The organism is Rhizobium sp. NFR07 (assembly GCF_900111905.1).
In the GTDB taxonomy this organism is placed as follows: Bacteria; Pseudomonadota; Alphaproteobacteria; order Rhizobiales; family Rhizobiaceae; genus Neorhizobium.
This window is the reverse complement of the sequence record NZ_FOKM01000001.1, coordinates 595,183-613,801: the sequence shown is the minus strand read 5'-3', so window position 1 is coordinate 613,801 and position 18,619 is coordinate 595,183. Positions and strand designations below refer to the sequence as shown.

Annotated in this window: 19 protein-coding genes; 8 read left to right on the top strand and 11 right to left on the bottom strand. The window is 62.0% G+C overall.

The features are described 5' to 3' along the window. Positions 1-4 precede the first annotated feature (4 nt). Genes BM216_RS02715 through BM216_RS02705 form a run of 3 tightly spaced genes read right to left on the bottom strand, consistent with a single transcriptional unit; the run spans position 5 to position 2,639 of the window. Positions 5-805: an ABC transporter ATP-binding protein gene (locus BM216_RS02715; protein ID WP_092994479.1), complete on the bottom strand. Its 801-nt coding sequence runs from the start codon at positions 803-805 to the stop codon at positions 5-7. A gap of 1 nt (position 806) precedes the next feature. Then, the gene (locus BM216_RS02710) at positions 807-1,649 is read right to left on the bottom strand and encodes an ABC transporter permease (RefSeq protein WP_092994476.1); all 843 of its coding nucleotides are present in this window, start codon (positions 1,647-1,649) and stop codon (positions 807-809) included. Continuing rightward, positions 1,650-2,639, bottom strand: a complete 990-nt coding sequence (locus tag BM216_RS02705; RefSeq protein ID WP_092995099.1) for an ABC transporter substrate-binding protein — start codon at positions 2,637-2,639, stop codon at positions 1,650-1,652. It abuts the gene before it with no gap. 247 nt (positions 2,640-2,886) lie between these two features. Here BM216_RS02705 and BM216_RS02700 point away from each other — a divergent pair, with 247 nt between their 5' ends. The 5 genes from BM216_RS02700 to BM216_RS02680 all read left to right on the top strand — a co-directional run bounded on the left by BM216_RS02700 (position 2,887) and on the right by BM216_RS02680 (position 7,840). After that, a complete protein-coding gene (locus BM216_RS02700; RefSeq protein ID WP_092994473.1) occupies positions 2,887-3,564 on the top strand; it encodes a FadR/GntR family transcriptional regulator in 678 nt (225 codons plus the stop codon). A gap of 134 nt (positions 3,565-3,698) precedes the next feature. After that, entirely contained in the window at positions 3,699-4,499 is an 801-nt protein-coding gene (locus BM216_RS02695; protein WP_092994470.1) for an NAD-dependent epimerase/dehydratase family protein, read from the top strand. Between the two features lie 66 nt (positions 4,500-4,565). Next, positions 4,566-5,999, top strand: coding sequence for an aldehyde dehydrogenase family protein (locus tag BM216_RS02690; protein WP_092994467.1), 1,434 nt, complete (start codon positions 4,566-4,568; stop codon positions 5,997-5,999). Positions 6,000-6,142: 143 nt separating this feature from the next. After that, a complete protein-coding gene (locus BM216_RS02685) occupies positions 6,143-7,210 on the top strand; it encodes an AI-2E family transporter (RefSeq protein ID WP_092995096.1) in 1,068 nt (355 codons plus the stop codon). A gap of 126 nt (positions 7,211-7,336) precedes the next feature. Continuing rightward, positions 7,337-7,840: a hypothetical protein gene (locus BM216_RS02680; RefSeq protein WP_092994464.1), complete on the top strand. Its 504-nt coding sequence runs from the start codon at positions 7,337-7,339 to the stop codon at positions 7,838-7,840. A gap of 9 nt (positions 7,841-7,849) precedes the next feature. Here the strand turns inward: BM216_RS02680 and BM216_RS02675 are convergent, their stop codons facing one another. Both BM216_RS02675 and BM216_RS02670 read right to left on the bottom strand, forming a co-directional pair. Beyond that, positions 7,850-8,515 (bottom strand): response regulator, encoded by a 666-nt coding sequence (locus BM216_RS02675; RefSeq protein ID WP_092994460.1) that lies wholly within the window; start codon positions 8,513-8,515, stop codon positions 7,850-7,852. Then, positions 8,512-9,912: a sensor histidine kinase gene (locus BM216_RS02670; RefSeq protein WP_092995093.1), complete on the bottom strand. Its 1,401-nt coding sequence runs from the start codon at positions 9,910-9,912 to the stop codon at positions 8,512-8,514. Before BM216_RS02670 ends, BM216_RS02675 begins: the two co-directional genes overlap by 4 nt. Positions 9,913-10,098: 186 nt before the next feature. Between BM216_RS02670 and BM216_RS02665 the strand changes: the two genes are divergently transcribed. Then, positions 10,099-10,491, top strand: a complete 393-nt coding sequence (locus BM216_RS02665) for a DUF1236 domain-containing protein (protein ID WP_092994457.1) — start codon at positions 10,099-10,101, stop codon at positions 10,489-10,491. A gap of 63 nt (positions 10,492-10,554) precedes the next feature. Here BM216_RS02665 and BM216_RS02660 read toward each other — a convergent pair whose 3' ends face one another. From BM216_RS02660 to BM216_RS02635, 6 genes are all read right to left on the bottom strand, one after another. Beyond that, positions 10,555-11,910, bottom strand: coding sequence for an LLM class flavin-dependent oxidoreductase (locus tag BM216_RS02660; RefSeq protein ID WP_092994454.1), 1,356 nt, complete (start codon positions 11,908-11,910; stop codon positions 10,555-10,557). Between the two features lie 31 nt (positions 11,911-11,941). Next, positions 11,942-12,694, bottom strand: a complete 753-nt coding sequence (gene hutC / locus BM216_RS02655; protein WP_092994451.1) for a histidine utilization repressor — start codon at positions 12,692-12,694, stop codon at positions 11,942-11,944. Beyond that, positions 12,691-13,482: an amino acid ABC transporter ATP-binding protein gene (locus BM216_RS02650; protein WP_092994448.1), complete on the bottom strand. Its 792-nt coding sequence runs from the start codon at positions 13,480-13,482 to the stop codon at positions 12,691-12,693. The genes hutC and BM216_RS02650 overlap by 4 nt, the downstream gene beginning before the upstream one ends. After that, the gene (locus BM216_RS02645) at positions 13,479-14,147 is read right to left on the bottom strand and encodes an amino acid ABC transporter permease (protein ID WP_092994445.1); all 669 of its coding nucleotides are present in this window, start codon (positions 14,145-14,147) and stop codon (positions 13,479-13,481) included. Before BM216_RS02645 ends, BM216_RS02650 begins: the two co-directional genes overlap by 4 nt. Further along, positions 14,144-14,785, bottom strand: coding sequence for an amino acid ABC transporter permease (locus BM216_RS02640; RefSeq protein WP_092994441.1), 642 nt, complete (start codon positions 14,783-14,785; stop codon positions 14,144-14,146). The genes BM216_RS02645 and BM216_RS02640 overlap by 4 nt, the downstream gene beginning before the upstream one ends. 95 nt (positions 14,786-14,880) lie before the next feature. Next, complete coding sequence (locus BM216_RS02635; RefSeq protein ID WP_092994438.1) at positions 14,881-15,708, bottom strand: transporter substrate-binding domain-containing protein; 828 nt, start codon at positions 15,706-15,708, stop codon at positions 14,881-14,883. A gap of 279 nt (positions 15,709-15,987) precedes the next feature. Between BM216_RS02635 and BM216_RS02630 the strand changes: the two genes are divergently transcribed. Further along, the gene (locus BM216_RS02630; RefSeq protein ID WP_092994435.1) at positions 15,988-17,370 is read left to right on the top strand and encodes a dihydroorotase; all 1,383 of its coding nucleotides are present in this window, start codon (positions 15,988-15,990) and stop codon (positions 17,368-17,370) included. Beyond that, complete coding sequence (locus tag BM216_RS02625; protein ID WP_092994432.1) at positions 17,367-18,617, top strand: Zn-dependent hydrolase; 1,251 nt, start codon at positions 17,367-17,369, stop codon at positions 18,615-18,617. Before BM216_RS02630 ends, BM216_RS02625 begins: the two co-directional genes overlap by 4 nt. Positions 18,618-18,619 lie beyond the last annotated feature (2 nt).

The following is an 18,619-nucleotide window of genomic DNA, read 5'->3' as shown; positions in this document are numbered from 1 at the left end:
CGCGTCACTCCGCATATTGCCGGAGACCCTGCCAGATCTCCTCGACCACATCGAGATAACCCTTGTCGCGGCGGATCACATCCGGCGCGGCGGAGCGGTCGATATTGGGTTCGATGATCTGCGAGACCCGGCCGGGGCGGGGCGAGAGCAGAACGATCCGGTCGGAGACATAGACCGCCTCCTCGATCGAATGGGTGACGAAAAGGAAGGTCTTGCGCTCCTTTTCGACCAGCTGGAGCAAGTCCTCCTGGAATTTGCGGCGGTTCTGCTCGTCAACGGCCGAGAAGGGTTCATCAAGCAGCAGAACATCGGCGTTCACCGAAAACGCCCGGGCAATGCCGACACGCTGGCGCATGCCGCCGGAAAGCTCATGCGGGTATTTTTCCTCGAAGCCGTTCAGGCCCACCTCGCCGATATAATGCTTTGCTACGCGATGCCGCTCGGCCTGGGACACGCCCTTGAGTTCGAGGCCGAAGGCGACATTGCGCAGGACGGTTGCCCAGGGCATCAGGGCAAAATCCTGAAATACGAAGGCGCGTTCCGGGCCGGGGCCGGTGACGACCTTGCCGTTGATGCGGATCTCGCCCGAGGTCGACGGCACGAGACCGGCGATGATCTTCAGAAGCGTGGTCTTGCCGCAGCCAGAGGGGCCGAGCAGCGTCGTCAGCTTGCCGCGCTCGAACTCCAGATTGATGTTGCGCAGGGCTTCGAGGTCGCCATAGCGCTTGCAGATGTCGCGCACCTCGACGATGGCGTCGGGCTTGCTCGTGGTTTCAGCCACACGGGCCGTCATTGGGCTCGCCATGTCACTTTCTCCTCTTTTCGGGGCGCAAGAAGCGCAACTCGACATATTGCAGGGCGGCCAGCGTCAGCGTCGACACGGCGATGATCGAGGCAACGGCCGCATACATGTGTGCGTAATTGGCGATCGAGCGGTGATAGGTGATGAGATCGCCGATGCCGGTGGGTGTGATCAGCAGTTCGGCCAGCATGACGCCGATGAAGCCGGCGGCGATGCCGAGGCGAAGGCCGGCAAACAGGACAGGCGTCGCGTCGGGAATGATGATCTTGAAGATCTGCTGGAAGCGATTGCCCTGGAACGAGCGGCACATGTCGACCAGCGACGGATTGACGTGGCGTACCGCCTTGTAGGAGTTGAGCACGATCACCGGCAGGGCAAGCATGATGACCGCGAGCGTCTTGGCAACGAGGCCGATGCCGTAGACGAAAGTGACGAGCGGCACGAGGGCCGCCATCGGTGCCGCCTGCAGCACGATAAATACTGGCGCCAGAAGCCATTCCGCCTTGTCGGACAGGCCCATGACGATGCCGAGCGCGATGCCGAGCACCGCCGAGACGGCGACGCCGATGACAAGCGGCTGGAAGGTGATCAGGTAGGCCGGCAGCAGCGTCCCGTCCAAGGCCATCTCGACGAGCGCCGAGACGGTCTCGAGAAAGGTCGGGAAAGCGAAGCTGATCGGCACGCGGCCGGCGATCTCCCATGCGGTGAACAGTGTTGCGAGCGACACGAAGACCCAGAAGCCTTTGCGACGACCTGCAAATTCGATGAGCGTATCGACCAGGCTGGAAGAGCCGCTACCGGCTCCTCCAGCGGCGCTCACCTTGTGAGGGGAAGCGGTCATGTGCATCTACTGTGTCCCGATTTTTGCAAGGGCGGTGTTGAGCGGACCGAGATCCCAGAAATCCTCGACCTTGAGCTCTTCGGCTTTGCCCTGAAGCGCGCCTGAGATGGTATAGAAATCGAAATCGTCCTTGGCGGCATCCTCGCCGCCGCCATTGACCGGCAGGGCCGGCGCGGCCTCGGCGAAATAAGGCTCGATATCGGCCACCATGTCCGGGGTCGCGTCCGGCAGGAGCTTGTACTTTTCACGCAGCGCGATCGCCGCCTTCGGGTCCGCCGCGACCTCGCGCCATGTCGTCAGGATGCTCTCGACGAGGATCTCGACGTCCTTCTCGTTTTCAGAGAGATAATTGGTATTGGCAAACAGTGCCTCGTCCGTCGCCGAGACCTCGCCGAGCGGCAGGAAGGCGAACTTGCCCGGCGCCTCCTTTTCCAGCACGCGCTTGCCGGAGGAGTCGACGATCGTCGCCTTCACATTGCCTTGGAGCAGCGCGCCGGTGCGGACTTCTGCACCCGGCACGTAGGATATGCCGGAATAGGAAATGCCGCTCTTGTCGGCCATCAGTTTCATGATTACCTCGGTGCCGGAACCGCGTGAATGAACGGCGATTTCCTGGCCGTCGAGATCCTTCCAGTCCTTGTAGAACTCTGTGTTGACAACAGGATAGAACTGCAGCTTGGAAAGCTGCATGAAGATACGGATCGGCGCCTTGACCTTCTGGAGCAGGGCGTAGGGTCCGCCGATGCCGATATCGGCCTGGCCGCTGACCACAGCCTGGGCGGCGATATCCTCGCTCTTCAGGAAGGTCACCTCCACCTCGACGCCCTTTTCCTTGGCGCGTTCGATGGCTGCGAGAAGATGAAGGGATTCGACGGTCGCGATATCGCCGAAGGCGATACGCATCGGCTCGGCAAGAGCCAGGCCGGGAATTGCAGCGGAAAGGCAGAAGGCGGCAGCAAATGCAGACGCCTTCAAACGTCTGGCAAGCATGGTCATTGTCATTCCTCCTCCAATCGGGTTCCTCCAACCCAATGTGAAACCAATTCTTCATTAAACGGATATCGTGTCAACCAATGAAATGTGCTGCGGCGCCGTCGAGAGCGTTGGTGCAGCGCATGAATTGCAAGTCATATCACTGATTCAAATGAATAAAATGTCTCGCATCAAAGTTTCGTGGCGTCGCGTTGACAGCTGTCGAAACCTCGCATATATCTCGAACCAATCGGAAATTGGTTGAAAATGGATGATCGAAGATAGGCATTCAGTCGTTCTGTCCAGGCTGCGTGATTTCGTCGGAGGGGCCGAGCTTCCCGATGGCGGGCGGCTGCCGCCCGAGCGGGAATTGGCGGAATCGCTCGATGTGGGCCGGACGGCTCTGCGCAAGGCGCTGGCCACCCTGCAGGCGGAAGGCGTGGTCTGGCGGCATGTGGGGAAGGGGACCTTTGCCGGTGAGCGCCCGATGGATACGGTCGCCGACATCAATGCCATGGTGCAGCGAACCAATCCGTTGGAGGTGATGGGCGCCCGCATCGCCTTCGAGCCGGAAGTGGCGCGATGTGCGGCGCTGAATGCGACGCCGAGCCAGATCGCCGAACTGCGCAGTTGCATGGTCAAGGCGCAGCAGGCGCCGACCTGGCGCCTTTACGAGCAATGGGACAATCGCCTGCATCGCCTCATCGGCGAGGCATCGCAAAATTCCCTGCTGCTCGGCCTTCTCGACACGCTGAACGCAGTGCGCCGCGCCGTGACCTGGGGGCGTCTGCGCGACACGCCGGTCAGGCCGCCGGCCGACCATCATTCCTTCGAGGAACATGCCCGCATCGTCGAAGCCATAGCAAACCGCGACGGTGCGGCGGCTGCGGACGCAATGAGGAAGCACCTGCGGAGCGTCGAAAGCCATCTGCGCGACGCCCGGGGTTAGGTCCGGCCCGACGCGACAGTTCCACGGCCAACACAAACTTGTTGACCTATTCGGCCTCACTTGTAGTATCTCCTTCGTCATCATGTATGACAACATAGTGGCGACATGCACGATCGCCGATCCTGGGAGGGTTCATGCTGAAGAAACTGCTGCTGACGGGCGCCGCGGGCGGTGTTGGTCGAAGCATACGTCCGTTGCTATCTCAGCTTGCGGAGAATGTCGTTCTCTCGGATATCGGCGAGATCACCGATCTCGCTGCCGGCGAAACCTTTGTCAGGTGTGATCTTGCGGATGCCGATGGCGTTTTCCGCCTGTTCGAGGGCGTCGATGGCGTCATCCATCTCGGCGGCGTGTCGGTCGAGCGTCCCTTCGACCAGATCCTGCAGGGTAATATCGTCGGCCTCTACAATCTTTACGAGGCGGCCCGCCATCACGGCCAACCGCGCATCGTCTTTGCCAGTTCCAACCATGTGGTCGGTTTCTACCGGCGCGACGAGCATATCGACAACACCGTCTATCCGCGGCCGGATTCGCTTTACGGCGTCTCGAAGGTCTTCGGCGAGGCAATCGCCAGCATGTATTATGACAAGTTCGGCCAGGAGACGCTCTCGGTCCGGATCGGCTCCTGCTTCGAAAAGCCCGCCAATCCCCGAATGCTGGCGACATGGCTCAGCGTGCGGGATTTCGTTTCGCTCTGCGGACGGGCATTCGATACGCCGCGCCTTGCGCATGCGATCATATACGGGGCCTCGGCGAACGGCGAGCAATGGTGGGACAACCGCAATGCCGCCTTCCTCGGCTGGCGCCCGCAGGACAGTTCCGCCAAGTGGCGCGTCGAAGTGGAAGCCGCGGCCGGCAGGCAGGATCCCAACGACCCGGCCGTGATCTATCAGGGCGGCGCCTTTACCAGCGCTGGTCATCCGGCCGACACCTGATAGGATCATCATATTTTCAATCATATATTGCGACGGCCAGTTGGGTAGCCGCAGGAGGATTTCACCATGACCATCCGTCAGAACCTGATCGCCGGCGAGTGGGTCGGCAGCAACGGCTCGGAAAACATCAATCCCTCCGACACCAAGGACGTCGTCGGCATCTATGCCCAGGCGACCACCGATGACACGCGTCAGGCGATCGCAGCAGCGAAAGCCGCCTTTCCGGCATGGTCGCGATCCGGCATTCTGGAGCGCCACGCGATCTTGAGAAAAACCTCCGACGAGATCCTTGCGCGCAAGCAGGAACTCGGAGAGCTCCTGTCCCGCGAGGAAGGCAAGATCCTGGCCGAAGGCATAGGCGAAGTGACGCGCGCGGCGCAGATCTTTGACTTCTTTGCCGGGGAAGCCCTGCGCCTGGCGGGCGAAGTTCTGCCTTCCGCAAGACCCGGCATCGGCGTCGAGATCACCCGCGAACCGCTCGGCGTCATCGGCATCATTACCCCGTGGAATTTTCCGATCGCCATCCCGGCATGGAAGATCGCGCCGGCGCTCTGCTACGGCAATACGGTCGTGTTCAAGCCGGCCGAGTTGGTGCCCGGCTGCTCATGGGCGATCGTCGATATCCTGCATCGGGCAGGCCTGCCGAAGGGCGTGCTCAATCTCGTCATGGGGCCGGGCTCCGTGGTCGGCCAGACGATGCTCGATAGCCCCGATCTCGCTGGCATCACCTTCACCGGCTCGACCGGAACCGGGAAGCGCGTTGCCGCCGCGTCGATCGAGCATAACCGCAAATTCCAGCTGGAAATGGGCGGCAAGAACCCGATGGTCGTGCTCGATGATGCCGACCTGAAGGTCGCGGTCGAGGCTGCCGCCAATTCCGGCTTCTTTTCCACCGGCCAGCGCTGCACGGCGTCCTCCCGCCTGATCGTCACCGAAGGTATCCATGACCGGTTCGTCGATGCCCTGACGGAGAAGCTGAAGACCATTCAGGTCGGCCACGCCCTAAAGCCTGAAACCCATGTCGGCCCCGTTGTCGACGCCCGCCAGCTGAAGCAGGATACCGACTATATTGATATCGGCGTCAAGGAAGGCGCAAAGCTGGCCTTTGGCGGCGAGCGGGTCGAGCGGGACACGCCCGGCTTCTTCCTTCAGCCGACGCTGTTCACCGAGGCGACCAATGCGATGCGGATCTCCCGCGAGGAAATCTTCGGCCCTGTCGTGAGCGTCATCCGCGTCAAGAACTATGACGAGGCGCTGGCTATGGCGAATGACACGCCATTCGGCCTCTCGGCCGGCATCGCCACGACAAGTCTGAAATACGCGACCCATTTCAAGCGGAATTCGGAAGCGGGCATGGTCATGGTCAACCTGCCGACCGCCGGTGTCGATTTCCACGTGCCCTTCGGCGGGCGTAAGGCGTCCTCCTTCGGTCCGCGCGAACAGGGCAAATATGCGGCCGAATTCTTCACCGTGGTGAAGACCGCCTATACACAGGCTTGAGGCAAAGTGGCCGCCCGGAAGAATCCGAGGCGGCCGCTACCTCTGAAATCAATAGGATTTCGGCCGTTCATAGCACCGCGGCCATGGACGGAACTGCATCGCGCCTTATCTCCCCGACTGGACGGTTTCACAACAGGGCAGGGATAGTGGTTCAACGCGTCAGCTTTTATGTCTTGCTGGTTCTGGTGACTCTGGCGTTCATCGCCGTCATTCTGCCCTTCTATTCCGCGATCTTCTGGGCCGTCGTCTTCGCCATACTTTTCTTTCCGCTGTACAGCTGGCTCGAAGCAAAGCTCGGCGGGAGACGCAATGTTGCGGCCGTCCTGTCCGTCATTATCTGCCTTTGCCTCGTCATCCTCCCGGGCCTCGCGATCCTCAGCTCGCTCGTGCAGGAAGGCGCAAGCCTCTATCAGAGGATCTCGAGCGGGCAGATCGATCTCCCCCGCATGCTGAACCAGGTCGTCGATGCGCTGCCGATATTCGTCCAGGATCGCCTGCGCAGCCTGGAGACCGGTGGTTTCGCGGACCTGCGGGAGCGGTTTTCCTCATCGCTCATGCAGGGTGGAAGCTTCTTTGCCGGCAGGGCACTGACCTTCGGCCAGAGCACAGTCGAGTTCTTCATCGCCTTCGGCCTGATGCTCTACCTGCTCTTCTTCCTCTTCCGCGACGGGCGAGCACTGGCGAAGACGATCCGCAGCGCGGCCCCCTTGAGCGACGAGCATACGAACCAGTTCATGGCGAAATTCGCCTCCGTCGTCAGGGCGACGGTCCGCGGCAATATCATCATCGCGATCATCCAAGGCGCGATCGGCGGCGTGACCTTCTGGGCGCTCGGCGTGCAGCCAGCATTGCTTTGGGGCGTGCTGATGGTCATCCTGTCGCTCGTCCCGGCCGTCGGCGCGGCGCTGGTCTGGGTACCGACAGCTATCTATCTGGCCGTGACGGGAGCCGTGCTGCAGGCCGTCATCATCGCCGCGGTTGGCGTATTCGTCATAGGGCTGGTCGACAATCTTCTGCGACCGCCGCTGGTGGGCAAGGAAACGAAGATGCCGGATTACGTGGTGCTGATCTCGACGATCGGCGGCATTTCGCTGGTCGGCGTCAACGGTTTCGTCATCGGACCACTGATTGCGGCACTGTTCATCGCGGCCTGGTCCCTGTTCGAAAAGGAGCGGGAGCGCGGGCCTGAAGACGGCATTTCGCCCGACTGAAAGCAGACGCAGCCAATTATGGTCAGACCATGGTCTGGTTGGCGCCTTCGCAAAGGTCCTATGGCGGAACTATGGCCTTGGTTCGGGTGTTGCCTGACCATACGAATGTTCAACCCGATATGCGCGATGGAGGCTTCCATTCACTCCCGCCGACAGATCATTGCAAATCTGACCCTCTCCACATTGGCGATCCTGTTGCCGTTCCGGGCCGATTCCGCCTTGGCCCGAAACGGCCATGGTGGCGGTGATGGAAACGGCAACGGAGGTGGCCGCGGTGGCGGAAACAGCTCCGGTGGTGGTTCCGGAAAGGGCGGCGGTGCCGATGGCGGGCGTGGCGGAAACAAGGGCGGCAACGGTGGTAATGCGGGTGGCGAGGAAAAAGGCGGCGGATCCCGCGGTGTCGCCGACGGCCAGTCTTCCGGAACTCAGGAGAACGCACCGTCGCAAGGCGTCAACATGACGCCGGGACAGGCAACTGATCGCAGCCTCAGCGTAAGGCACAGCAACGGCATAGCGGAAGAGATCGACAGCCAGGGGCGTTATGTGATGCGAGATAATCGGGGTCGGACGATCGTAAATCGCCCGGCCGCCAAATCCGATGTCGATCGGCTGCGCTCGCTGGTAGATTGAGGCGTCGGCTTACGACGCCGCGCGCATCGACCCTTCGCGCATCGCCTCGTTCCAGGCGATCGCGGCAGCCGTGCGGTTGCTGACATTGAGCTTGGTGAAGATCCGCGTCATGTGATGCTTTACGGTCTTTTCATGCAGGTCGAGCTCGATCGCGATCAGCTTGTTGCTGAGCCCGTTCGCAGCCAGTTCCAGCACCTCGCGCTCCCGCGTCGTCAGCTCGTTCATTCCGGCAAGCGACGCGTCGTCGTTTGCGGCCGATTGCGGCTCTGCCAGAAGCTTGGCGGAAAGCGACGGCGCCACATAACCTTCGCCCTTTGCCACCGAATGCAGGATTTCCGCCAATGAAGCAGACCCGATGCCCTTGAGCACGTAACCTCTGGCGCCGTCCTGCAGCGCGCGGCGAATGTCGTCGCTCGTTTCCGACACGGTCAGCATGACGATCTTCTGGTCCGGACAGCCGGAAAGAATGGGCGCGATGGCCTCCAGTCCGCTGCCGGGCATGGAAATATCCATTAGCAGGATATCGGGGCGATGCTGCTGTGCGATATGGATAGCATCTTCCGCGCTGCCACCTTCGGCAATGATGTCGAAGCCCAATTCCGTCAAAGTGCGCGTCACGCCCTCCCTGAATAGGGGGTGGTCATCGCATACGGCAACCCGTAGATCTGCCATCAAGCCTTCTCCGTCTCACTTATCTTCAGCGACATCGTTACCGTTGTCCCGTGTTTCCCCGAGTTGATCTCGAACCGTCCGCCCAGGCTTTCGACCCGTTCGCGCAGTCCGGCAATGCCGAGGCTCGTCGATTTGATCGACGAGGGGTCAAAACCGGGCCCGCCATCAATGACGTCGATAACAACGCAGCCGTCCTCCAAACGTTGCAAAACCTGCTGGTCTACGCCGCCGGCATGTCGCCAGCCGTTGTTCAGTGCCTCCTGCACGAAACGGTAGATGCAGATCTTTTCCGCAGGCGTCGGTTGCCACTCAATGGCGGCAAGTAAAAGGCGAACATCGAAACCCGTGCGATCTCGGTATCTTTGTACCGCCTGCTTGATCACCTCATGCGGGTTTGCGGCCTCGATCTCGGGAAGGATGAGATCGTGGCAGATGCCGCGGATCTCGCGCATCGCCTCCTGGAGGCTGGTTTTGATCGATGCGACCTCCGCTTCGCGCTTCTCCGGCAGCGCCTGCGCCCCGAGAATGGCGGGGCTGTCGATGCGCAGCGACGCATAGGCGATGAGCTGTGCCGGCCCATCGTGCAAGTCGGCGCCGAGACGCCTGAGAAAGCGTTCGTTGAGCGCCGTCGTGCGCTGGCTGGCATTTTTCACGCGGGCATGGAGCGCGCGGTTCTGCTTCAGGAGATGCGACAGCTCGCCGACGCGGGCGTTGAGCAGGCCGCGCTGCAGGTCGATAAGCCGGCTGCCGCGCAGGACGATCAGCGACAGCAGGGAGAATATCACCGCAATCACCGCCGCGACGGCGAGCCATGCCCTCAGCCGCGCATTATAGAGACTGTGCTCGAAATCCGTCGCGATCTCGTAGAATTCCGAGACGGCCACGACTTCGCCGGACCATGGCTGCAGCACCGGATTGTAGATCTCGAGCAGCGGCGGCGGATCGTCACCCAGAGCCGAGGCCTCTTCCGGGTCGATCTGGTTGAATTCGGACACCATCTTTCCGGAAAAGGCGGTGTTGAGATCCTCGCTCGGTGTGAGCTTCTTGCCCATCAGCGTCTTGTCGTTGGCATAAAGGATGGTGCCATCCTTGCGCCACAGCCTGAAAGAGACGAGGCGACGGCCGAGCGCGCCCTGCGACAGGGTCTCGTCCAGCGCCCGCTCGATCGTTTCGTCGAGTTTTTCCGTCGTCGTCATGTCCGGAAGGATCGGCGCGATGATGCTGTCTACATAGAGCGCCGTCGAGGCTGCCGAATTGCGGGTGACGGCATCCTCGATCAGGCTTGCGACAAAGGCGCCGACGACGAGGATGGCAGCAGCCGACACCAGCCCGCCGGCGATGAGAAACTGGCGGGCGAGCGATTGGCTGTTCCAATGAGCGATGACGTTGGGTAGCCGCACGTAAGCCTCGGATGAATGCAGTTCGCGCGAGGTAAGTATGGCTCGGTTTCCGCCGGTCAATGGGCGCGACAGCCTCTGTTTTTCATGGATCGGGACCAAAGTCGGATAGGGCGCCGCAAAGGTCCGAGGCCGGAACCGCTTTATCGGGGCCGCGTTCTTTGCCCATCACAAACAGGGAGTTGTGTCATGAAAAAGATCATTCTGGTATCTGCCGCCTTCGCGGCGCTCGCAACCGGTGCCATGGCCCAGCAGAGCACGGTAAACGGTGCCGTCGGCGGCGCCGTGACCGGTGCAATCGTAGGTGGTCCCGTGGGCGCTGCCGTAGGCGGCATTGTCGGCGCCGCTGCCGGCACGGCCATCGATCCGCCGCCGCAACGTGTCGTCCGTTATGTCGAGACCCAGCCCATGCCGGCCCAGCGCGTCGTGATTCAGGAACACGTCGTCGTCGGCGAGCCGATCCCGCAGCAGGTCGTGCTGACGCCCGTTCCGGAAGATCCGGCTTATGCCTATGCCGTCGTCAACGAACAGCGCGTGATCGTCGATCCGCGGACCCATACGGTCGTCCAGATCATCGAATGATCCACTGCCACCGTGCGAAAAGGCGTCTGGAGATATCTCCGGGCGCCTTTTTGTTATTCGCCGTCAGCCGCCCTGCTGGCGCGCCGCGGCATGGCGGTTTACCGGCATGGAAAGGCCGAGATTTTCTCGTAGCGTCGAGCCTTCATATTCCTCGCGGAACAGTCCGCGGCGGCGCAGTTCCGGCACGACCAGTTCGACGAAATCGGTGAGGCTGGCGGGCAGTGTCGGGAACATCAGGATGAAGCCGTCGGCGGCGCGCGCCTCGAACCATTCCTCCATGAAGTCGGCGATTTCTTTCGGCGTGCCGGTAATGCCGTTGCCGGTGCTTTTTTCCGCATAGTGGCGGATCAGGTGGCCAAGCGTATGGCCCTGTTTGATGAAGTCTGTCAGTTCCTCGAATAGCGCCTTGGAACCCTTCGGCTGCTCAGGCAGGCGCTCCATCGGGAATGGCTTGTCGAGTTCGGCGCCGGAAAGATCGGTTTCGAGAAACTCGCCCAGCATCCAGCGGCCGACATCGGGATGCAGGTTGTCGATGAGGAAATCGACCTTGGCCTGCGCTTCCGCCTTCGTTTCCCCGACATTGACGACGATGCCCGGCATCATCTTCAGGTCATCCTGGTGACGGCCATACTTTGCCATCCGGCTTTTGACGTTGTGGTAGAAGGCGCCGTTGCGTTCGATGCTGGAGGCGAGGCTGAAGACGATTTCCGAGGTCCGCGCCGCCAACTCCATTCCGGCTTCCGAGCCGCCCGCCTGGGCGATGACCGGCCGACCCTGCGGCGTCGAGGCGATGTTCAGAGGACCGCGCACTTGGAAATGCTTGCCCTTGTGGTTCAGCGTGTGGAGCTTGTCCTTGTCGTAATAGACGCCGTTCTGCCGGTCGAGCAGCAGCGCATCCGGCTCGAAACTGTCCCATAGGCCGAAGACGACGTCGACGAATTCCTCGCCGCGCTCGTAGCGGATCGCATGCGGATCGAGCCCCTCGCGATTGAAGTTATAGCCCGTCTCGTCGTGGTCGGATGTCACGACGTTCCAGCAGGCCCGCCCGCCACTCAGGTGATCGATGGACGAAAAGATGCGGGCGATGTTGAACGGCTCGTAATAGCTGGTCGAGGCTGTGGCGACGAAGCCGAGCTTCTCGGTCATCGCGGCCAGTGCCGTGATCAGCGTCAGCGGCTCGAAGCGGTTCATCTTGGTCGGCGAGCGGGAGAGTGCCTCCGGATCGCCGATGGCAGCGGCCGGTGAATCCGCGACGAACATGAAGTCGAGTTTCGCCTGTTCCGAAATCCGCGCGACATTCAGTAGATGGTCGATCTTGTTGGCGCCATTGATATCGGCCGCCGGATGCAGCCAGCTCGCGGGGTTGAAGCCGAATGTATAGACAAATGTTCCAAGTTTCAGCTTGTCTTCGCGGGCCATGATTGTCAGCTCCTTTGCGTCGAATGTCGTGTCAGATTGCCTGTGACGGGGTGAAACGGGCGGTCAGCGTGTGGCTGCCGCCGGGATAGGTCAGGCGCACCGCCGTGACCGATTGATCGAGCCGCCATGTCTGGCGCTCGACGACCATGACGGGACTGCCCGCAGGGACGGCCAGATGCGCAGCCTCGGTCGCGCCCGCGCCTTGGGCCGCAATCCGGTGCTCGGCGGCGCTCCAAGGCACATGGTCGAGAAGCCAGGGACCGGGCGACAGAAGTTCGAAGCTTTCCGTTTCCGCATCGGGTACCACGTCGAGATTGATCAGGCGCTGCTCTAGGCAGAAAGGGGCATCGCCCGCATGGTGCAGGCAGGTGATATCGACGATCTTCTGCCCGGCAAGCAGCCCGAGAATTTCAGCCTCTTCGCTGCTTGCTGGTCGCACGGTGCGGGCAAGGATGCGGTGGCTGTAGCTTCTGCCCGCAGCCTTCACCTCCTCGCGGATATCGTAGATCTCCAGGATCGCGCTCTGCGCCTTCTGGGGCAGGACGACGCTGCCGATCTTGCGGCGCCGCTGCACGAGGCCGGCGCGGGCAAGCTGGGTCACGACCTTGTTGACGGTCATGCGCGAGCATCCGTACTGCTCGGCAAGCTGCTGCTCTGAGGGAATGCGATAACCGGGCGGCCAGCGGCCGGTCAGGATATTCTGCTCGATATCGGAGAGGATCCGCTGGTGAAGCGAGATGGGCGGATCGGCGATATCGTGGGCAGTCACCTTCTCCTGAATCATGCGAGCATGCTGGCTCCGCGATCGAGATAGGTATCGAGGAACTGTTCAAGGCGCGGGTGCCGCGGCTTGGCGAAGATCTCCGCCGGCGGACCGGAAAACAGCAGGCGTCCATGATCGAGGAAGCTGATCTGCTGGCCGACGCTTGCCGCAAAGCCGATCTCGTGGGTGACGACCACCATGGTCATGCCTTCGGCCGCCAGATCGCGCATGACGTTCAGCACTTCGCCAGTGAGTTCCGGATCGAGCGCCGATGTCGGCTCGTCGAAGAGCATGATCTTCGGTTCAAGCGCCAGCGCGCGGGCAATCGCGACACGCTGTTGCTGGCCGCCGGAAAGCTGCGACGGGTAATGGCCCGCGCGATTTTCCAGCCCGACCTTGCGAAGCTGCGTCATGGCGCGCTCTTCCGCTTCCGCCTTAGGCACCTTGCGGACGATCTTCAAGGCCTCGCTGACATTGCCGAGCGCCGTCATATGCGGCCAGAGATTGAATTGCTGGAAGACCATGCCGGTCTTCGCCCGCACCGCGCGGATCTGGGCCGCCGGCAACCGTTCGCGCTTGCCATTCGCATCCTCGAAGAAGCCGAGCGCTTCGCCGTTGATGGTGATCATGCCGCTGGTCGACTCTTCGAGGAAGGCGAGGCAGCGAAGCAGCGTGCTCTTGCCCGAGCCCGAAGGGCCGATGAGGCAGGAAACCTTGCCCTCCGGGATTTCCAGGTCGATGTCCTGCAGCACGGTGGTTTCCCCGAAGCGCTTGACCAGTTTGCGGATGGTGATCGCGGGTACACTCATGCTTTTGAAAACCTCAGTCGGGAAAGACGTTTTTCGGCCTGGCGGCCGAGCCGATCCGTCAGTTCAACGATGATCCAGTAGGTGACGGCGAGGACGAAGATCGCCTCGAGGAACGCATATTGCTGCGAGCCGATGGCGCTGACGGTCGCCGTCAGTTCCGGGACGGTGATGATCGACAGGACAGCGGATTCCTTCAGGAGAATGATCGCCAGGTTGATGGCCGGCGGCAGCACGATCAATGCCATTTCCGGTATCTGGATGCGGGCTATCGTCTGCAGCCGCGTCATGCCGAGGCATTCGGCCGCTTCCACATGGCCATGCGGCACCGACGCATAGCCGGCGCGAAACACTTCGCTGTAATAGGCTGCGCTATAGACGGTGAGGCCGATCAGCCCGCAGGGAATGGGATCGAGCATCAGCCCGACGAACGGACCACCGTAGTAAAGAAGGAATATCTGGATCAGGAACGGCGTGCCGCGCAGCACCTCGACGACTGCGCCGAGGAGGGTGTTTACAACGAAACCACCGAAGCGCCGTGCCGTCGCGACGATGAAGCCCGCGACCACACCGCCAAGAACGCCCGCGACCCACAGCCACAGCGTGACGAACAGACCACTGCCGATCTCCGGCAGCTTCTGAATGATGACCTGCGGATCGAACATCATGCCGAGGCTCCCTTCAGGGATTTCTCGGCATAGCCCCCCAGAAGCGCGATGGCGGAATTGATGACGAAGTAGATGAGTGCGGCGCTGGCGAAGATCGGGATCGGCATATAGGTGCTGGAGGCCAGATCCTGCGCCATCTTGGTGATCTCGATAATGCCGACGACCGAGACCAGCGACGAGGCCTTGAGGATCATGATCGCCTCGTTGACCAGCGCCGGGAATGTCAGCCTGAGCGCGATCGGCGCGCGGATGCGCAGAAACGTCTGGATGCCGTTGAAGCCGGCGACATCAGCCGCCTCGACCAGTCCGCGCGGAACGCTGGCAAATCCGCCGCGCAGGTTTTCCGCCTGATAGGCTGCGGTACAAAGCGACAGGCCGACGATGGCGGCCACGATACCCGGGACGTTGATGCCGATCACCGGCAGCAGCGTGTAGATCAGAAGCAGTTGCACGAGCAGCGGCACACCGCGGAAGAAGCTGATGAACAGCCGTGCGGGGAGGAGATAGATCGATTTTCCCGACTGAATTGCGGCAGACAGCAGCATGGCGATCACGAAACCGATCGCGATCGAGACCAGGCTGATGCCAAGCGTCTTGAGGGCCGCCTCAAGCAGGAGCGTAAAAAGTTTCAGCGTCATCGGCTACGTATCATCCGTCGCCGGTTCCAAGTCCACCGGCCGCAGAGAACGGGAGAGGGGATGCGCGAGGCGCATCCCCAGCTTTTAGGTCCGGATCAGAATGCCGGGTCCGGAACGGAATCCGGCGTATCGAAGGTCGTGCCGAACCACTTTTCCTGCAGCTTGCCGAGACGGCCGTCCTTCTTCATCGCAATGATTTCATTGTCGATATAGTCGAGCAGCGCCTTGTGGTCGTCGTCCTTGGTACCGATGAAGCCGAAATAGGTCTTCTTGCCGAAGGCGGGCGTCACGACCTCGAACATGCCATTGCGCTGCTTGGCGACGAAGGCGATGTTCGGCAGCGAGTTGGCGACGGCAACGACGCGGCCGGCGGCGAGATCCGCATAGGCATCGTTGAACGACACGTATTCGCGGACGTTGACCTTTTCCGACAGCGTTGCCGAATATTCCTGCAGCTGGGCGAGCTGCGCGGTCGCCTTGCCTACGCCGACGGCCTTGCCGGCAATGTCTTCCGGCTTGGTGATCGAGCTGTCGCCGGCCTTCTTCAGGATCGCGACGGAAGCTTCGGCAACCGGGGCGCTCATGCGGTAACGGGCGATACGGGCCTTGGTGATGGTGGCCGGGCCTGCGACGACATCGAACTTGCCGGCTTCAAGGCTCGGCAGGACGCTGTCCCAGGGAAGCTCGACCCATTCGATCTTGACGCCGAGGTCCTTGCCGAGCGCTTCGAAGAAGTCGACGTTGAGGCCCTTGTGTTCGCCGGCATCGATGAAATCGAAGGGGGCGAATGCGGTCTCGGTGCCGACCTTCAGCACGCCGGCCGCCTTGGCCTTGGCCAGCACGTCTTCGGCATGGGCCGAAAGCGAAGTGGCAAGCAGAAGGGCGCCGGCGGCGACAGCCTTCATCAATTTTCTCTTGAGCATTGGTGATTTCTCCGCTTTGTTTAGTCTCAAATCCGCAGTCCGGCTGTTTCCCATCCATGTCGGCGATTTTTCGCCGCTCTCGTTATTGACTATACAAATAGACCGATGTTCGCTGGCTGGTCAACGGCGCACATCGATGGCGGTTGGGCATAAAGTTTGGCGGTTGGTCGTGGTCCGGACGGCGTGTGTCGGGATCGGGATATCGGCGGCGCGCCGCCATGGTGAGGCTTCGACTTTGCCGTTACGGCACGATGAAAACTGCAAGCAGGGAGCACAGCCATGTCCGATTTCGATCTCGTCCTCAAAGGCACGCTGATCCTGCCCGATCGCATCGTGCCGGGCGGTTTCGTCGCGGTTCGCGATGGTCTGGTCGCGGCAGTCGGACAGGGCGAAATGCCGGCGGCACGAGAAAGCCATGATCTCGGCGAATCGCTGATCCTTCCCGGCGCGATCGACGCCCAGGTCCATTCCCTGTCGCAGAAGAACCAGGAGGATTTCATCTGGTCGACCCGCTCGGCAGCCGCTGGCGGCGTGACCACGATCGTCGACATGCCCTATGACCAGGGTGATCTCGTCTGTTCGGCCGAAGCCGTGCGCGGCAAGGCGCTGCACGGCGAGAGCCAGGCCCGCGTCGACTTCGCGCTCTATGGCACGGTCGATCCGCAGGAAGGAGCGAAGCGGATCCTCGAGCAGGTTGCGGCCGGTGTCTCCGCCTTCAAGTTCTCCACCTTCGGCACCGATCCGAAGCGCTTTCCACGCATCTTCGCGCCTCTGATGGCCGAGTGTTTCGCCGCCATCGCGCCGACCGGCCTCACCGCCGGTGTCCACAACGAAAACGACGAATATGTCCGCTGGGCGATGGAGCAGGTGAAGGCATCCGGCATCACCGATTACCGCGCCCACGAAATGTCGCGCCCGCCGCTGACCGAACTCTTGGCGATGACGGAAATCTACGAGATCGGTGCCGCCACCGGCTGCCCGGCGCATGTCGTCCATTGCTCGCTCGGCCGCGGCTACGAGATCGCCGCCGGTTACCGCGCTCAAGGCCATCGCGCCACGGTCGAATGCCTGATCCACTACCTGACGCTCGATCAGGAGACGGATGCGAAACGGCTGGGTGGCAAGTCGAAATGCAATCCGCCGATCCGACCGCGCGCCGAGGTGGAAAAGCTCTGGCGGCAGCTGGCGGCCGGCAATGTCACGCTTTTGTCCACCGACCATGTCAGCTGGTCGCTCGACCGCAAGACCAATCCGGACATGCTCGCCAATGCATCAGGCCTGCCGGGGCTGGAGGCGATGGTGCCGCTTTTCGTCAAGGGTGCGCTGGAACGCGGCGTGTCGCTCACCTGGGCGGCCAAGCTGATGACGCTCAACCCCGCCCGGCATTTCCGCATCGACCATATCAAGGGCGCCCTCGAAGTCGGCAAGCACGCCGATATCACCGTGCTGACGAAGGAAGACCATGTCTTCGACGCATCGAAGACCGGCAACAACGTCGTCGGTTGGTCGCCCTATGACGGCATGACCTTGCCTTACAAGGTGGCTGGAACCTATCTTCGCGGCACGCTCGCCTATGACGGCACGACCGTGCTCGCCGAACCCGGCACCGGCCGCTTCGTCCGTCCTCCCATCAGTCTTGCAATTCAGGAACATGCCGCATGACATCGAATATCGCCGTCAACGCCGATCGGATCGCAACCGATATCGACGCGCTTGCGGCCATTACCGAGCCCGACAAGCCCTGGACCCGCCGTGCCTTCACCCCGATGTTTCTGCGCGGCCGTGACTATGCGGAGAAGATTTTTCGCGAGGCGGGCCTAAAGACTCGCATCGATGCCGCCGGCAATCTGATCGGGCGCCGCAAGGGCAAGGTGGAAGGCAAGGGCACGCTGATGCTCGGCTCCCATACCGATACTGTGCCGAACGGCGGGCGCTTCGACGGCATTGCCGGCGTCATTGCCGCGCTCGAAGTGGCGCGTGCGCTGCGCGACGCCGGCATCGAGCTGGAGCACGATCTGGAAATCGTCGATTTCCTCGCCGAGGAAGTGTCGATCTTCGGCGTCTCCTGTATCGGCAGCCGCGGCATGACCGGGGTCAGGCCGCAGGAATGGCTGGAGCGCACCGCCGATACGGAGGACGGCAACGTCGACCTCGCCGAAGGCATCCGCAAGGTCGGCGGTGATCCGGCCGATGCCGGCGGCCGCACCGATATCAAGGCCTTCCTCGAACTGCATATCGAGCAGGGCACGGTGCTGGAGCGCGAAAAGGTCGATATCGGCATTGTCGGCGCGATCACCGGCATTTCCCGCTACGAAATCCTGATCGAAGGCCGCGCGGATCACGCCGGTACGACGCCGATGAATGCGCGCTACGATGCGCTGAGCGCGGCCTCGCTGGTCGTGCTCGGCATCGAACGCATCGCCCGTGAACTAGCAGTAGGGCCGAGCTATTTCGCCGGCACGGTTGGGGAATTCTCGATGGAGCCGAATGCCGCCAACGTCATCCCCTCCCATGTCCGCATGCTGATCGATGCCCGCGCCGTCGAGCCGGCCGTGATGGAGAGTTTTGTCGCCCAGCTTTCCGAGCTTTGCGCCGAGACCGCTACCGAGCGCCATGTGACGATCGCCGAACCGCGCCGGGTCTCCAATGCCGCGCCGACGCCGATGTCGGAGATGATGACGGACCTGCTGGCCTCGAGTGCGACCCGCATTGGCGCCACCAGCCGGCCGATGGTGTCCGGCGCCGGCCACGATGCGGCCTTCCTCTCCAAGGTAGCACCTGCCGCGATGATCTTCATCGCCAGCAAGGATGGCCGCAGCCATGCCGCGGAAGAGTGGTCGGAAAACGATGCCATCACACTCGGCGCCGCCGTGCTCTACGAGGCGTTGCTCGAGCTGGACAAGAAATAGGA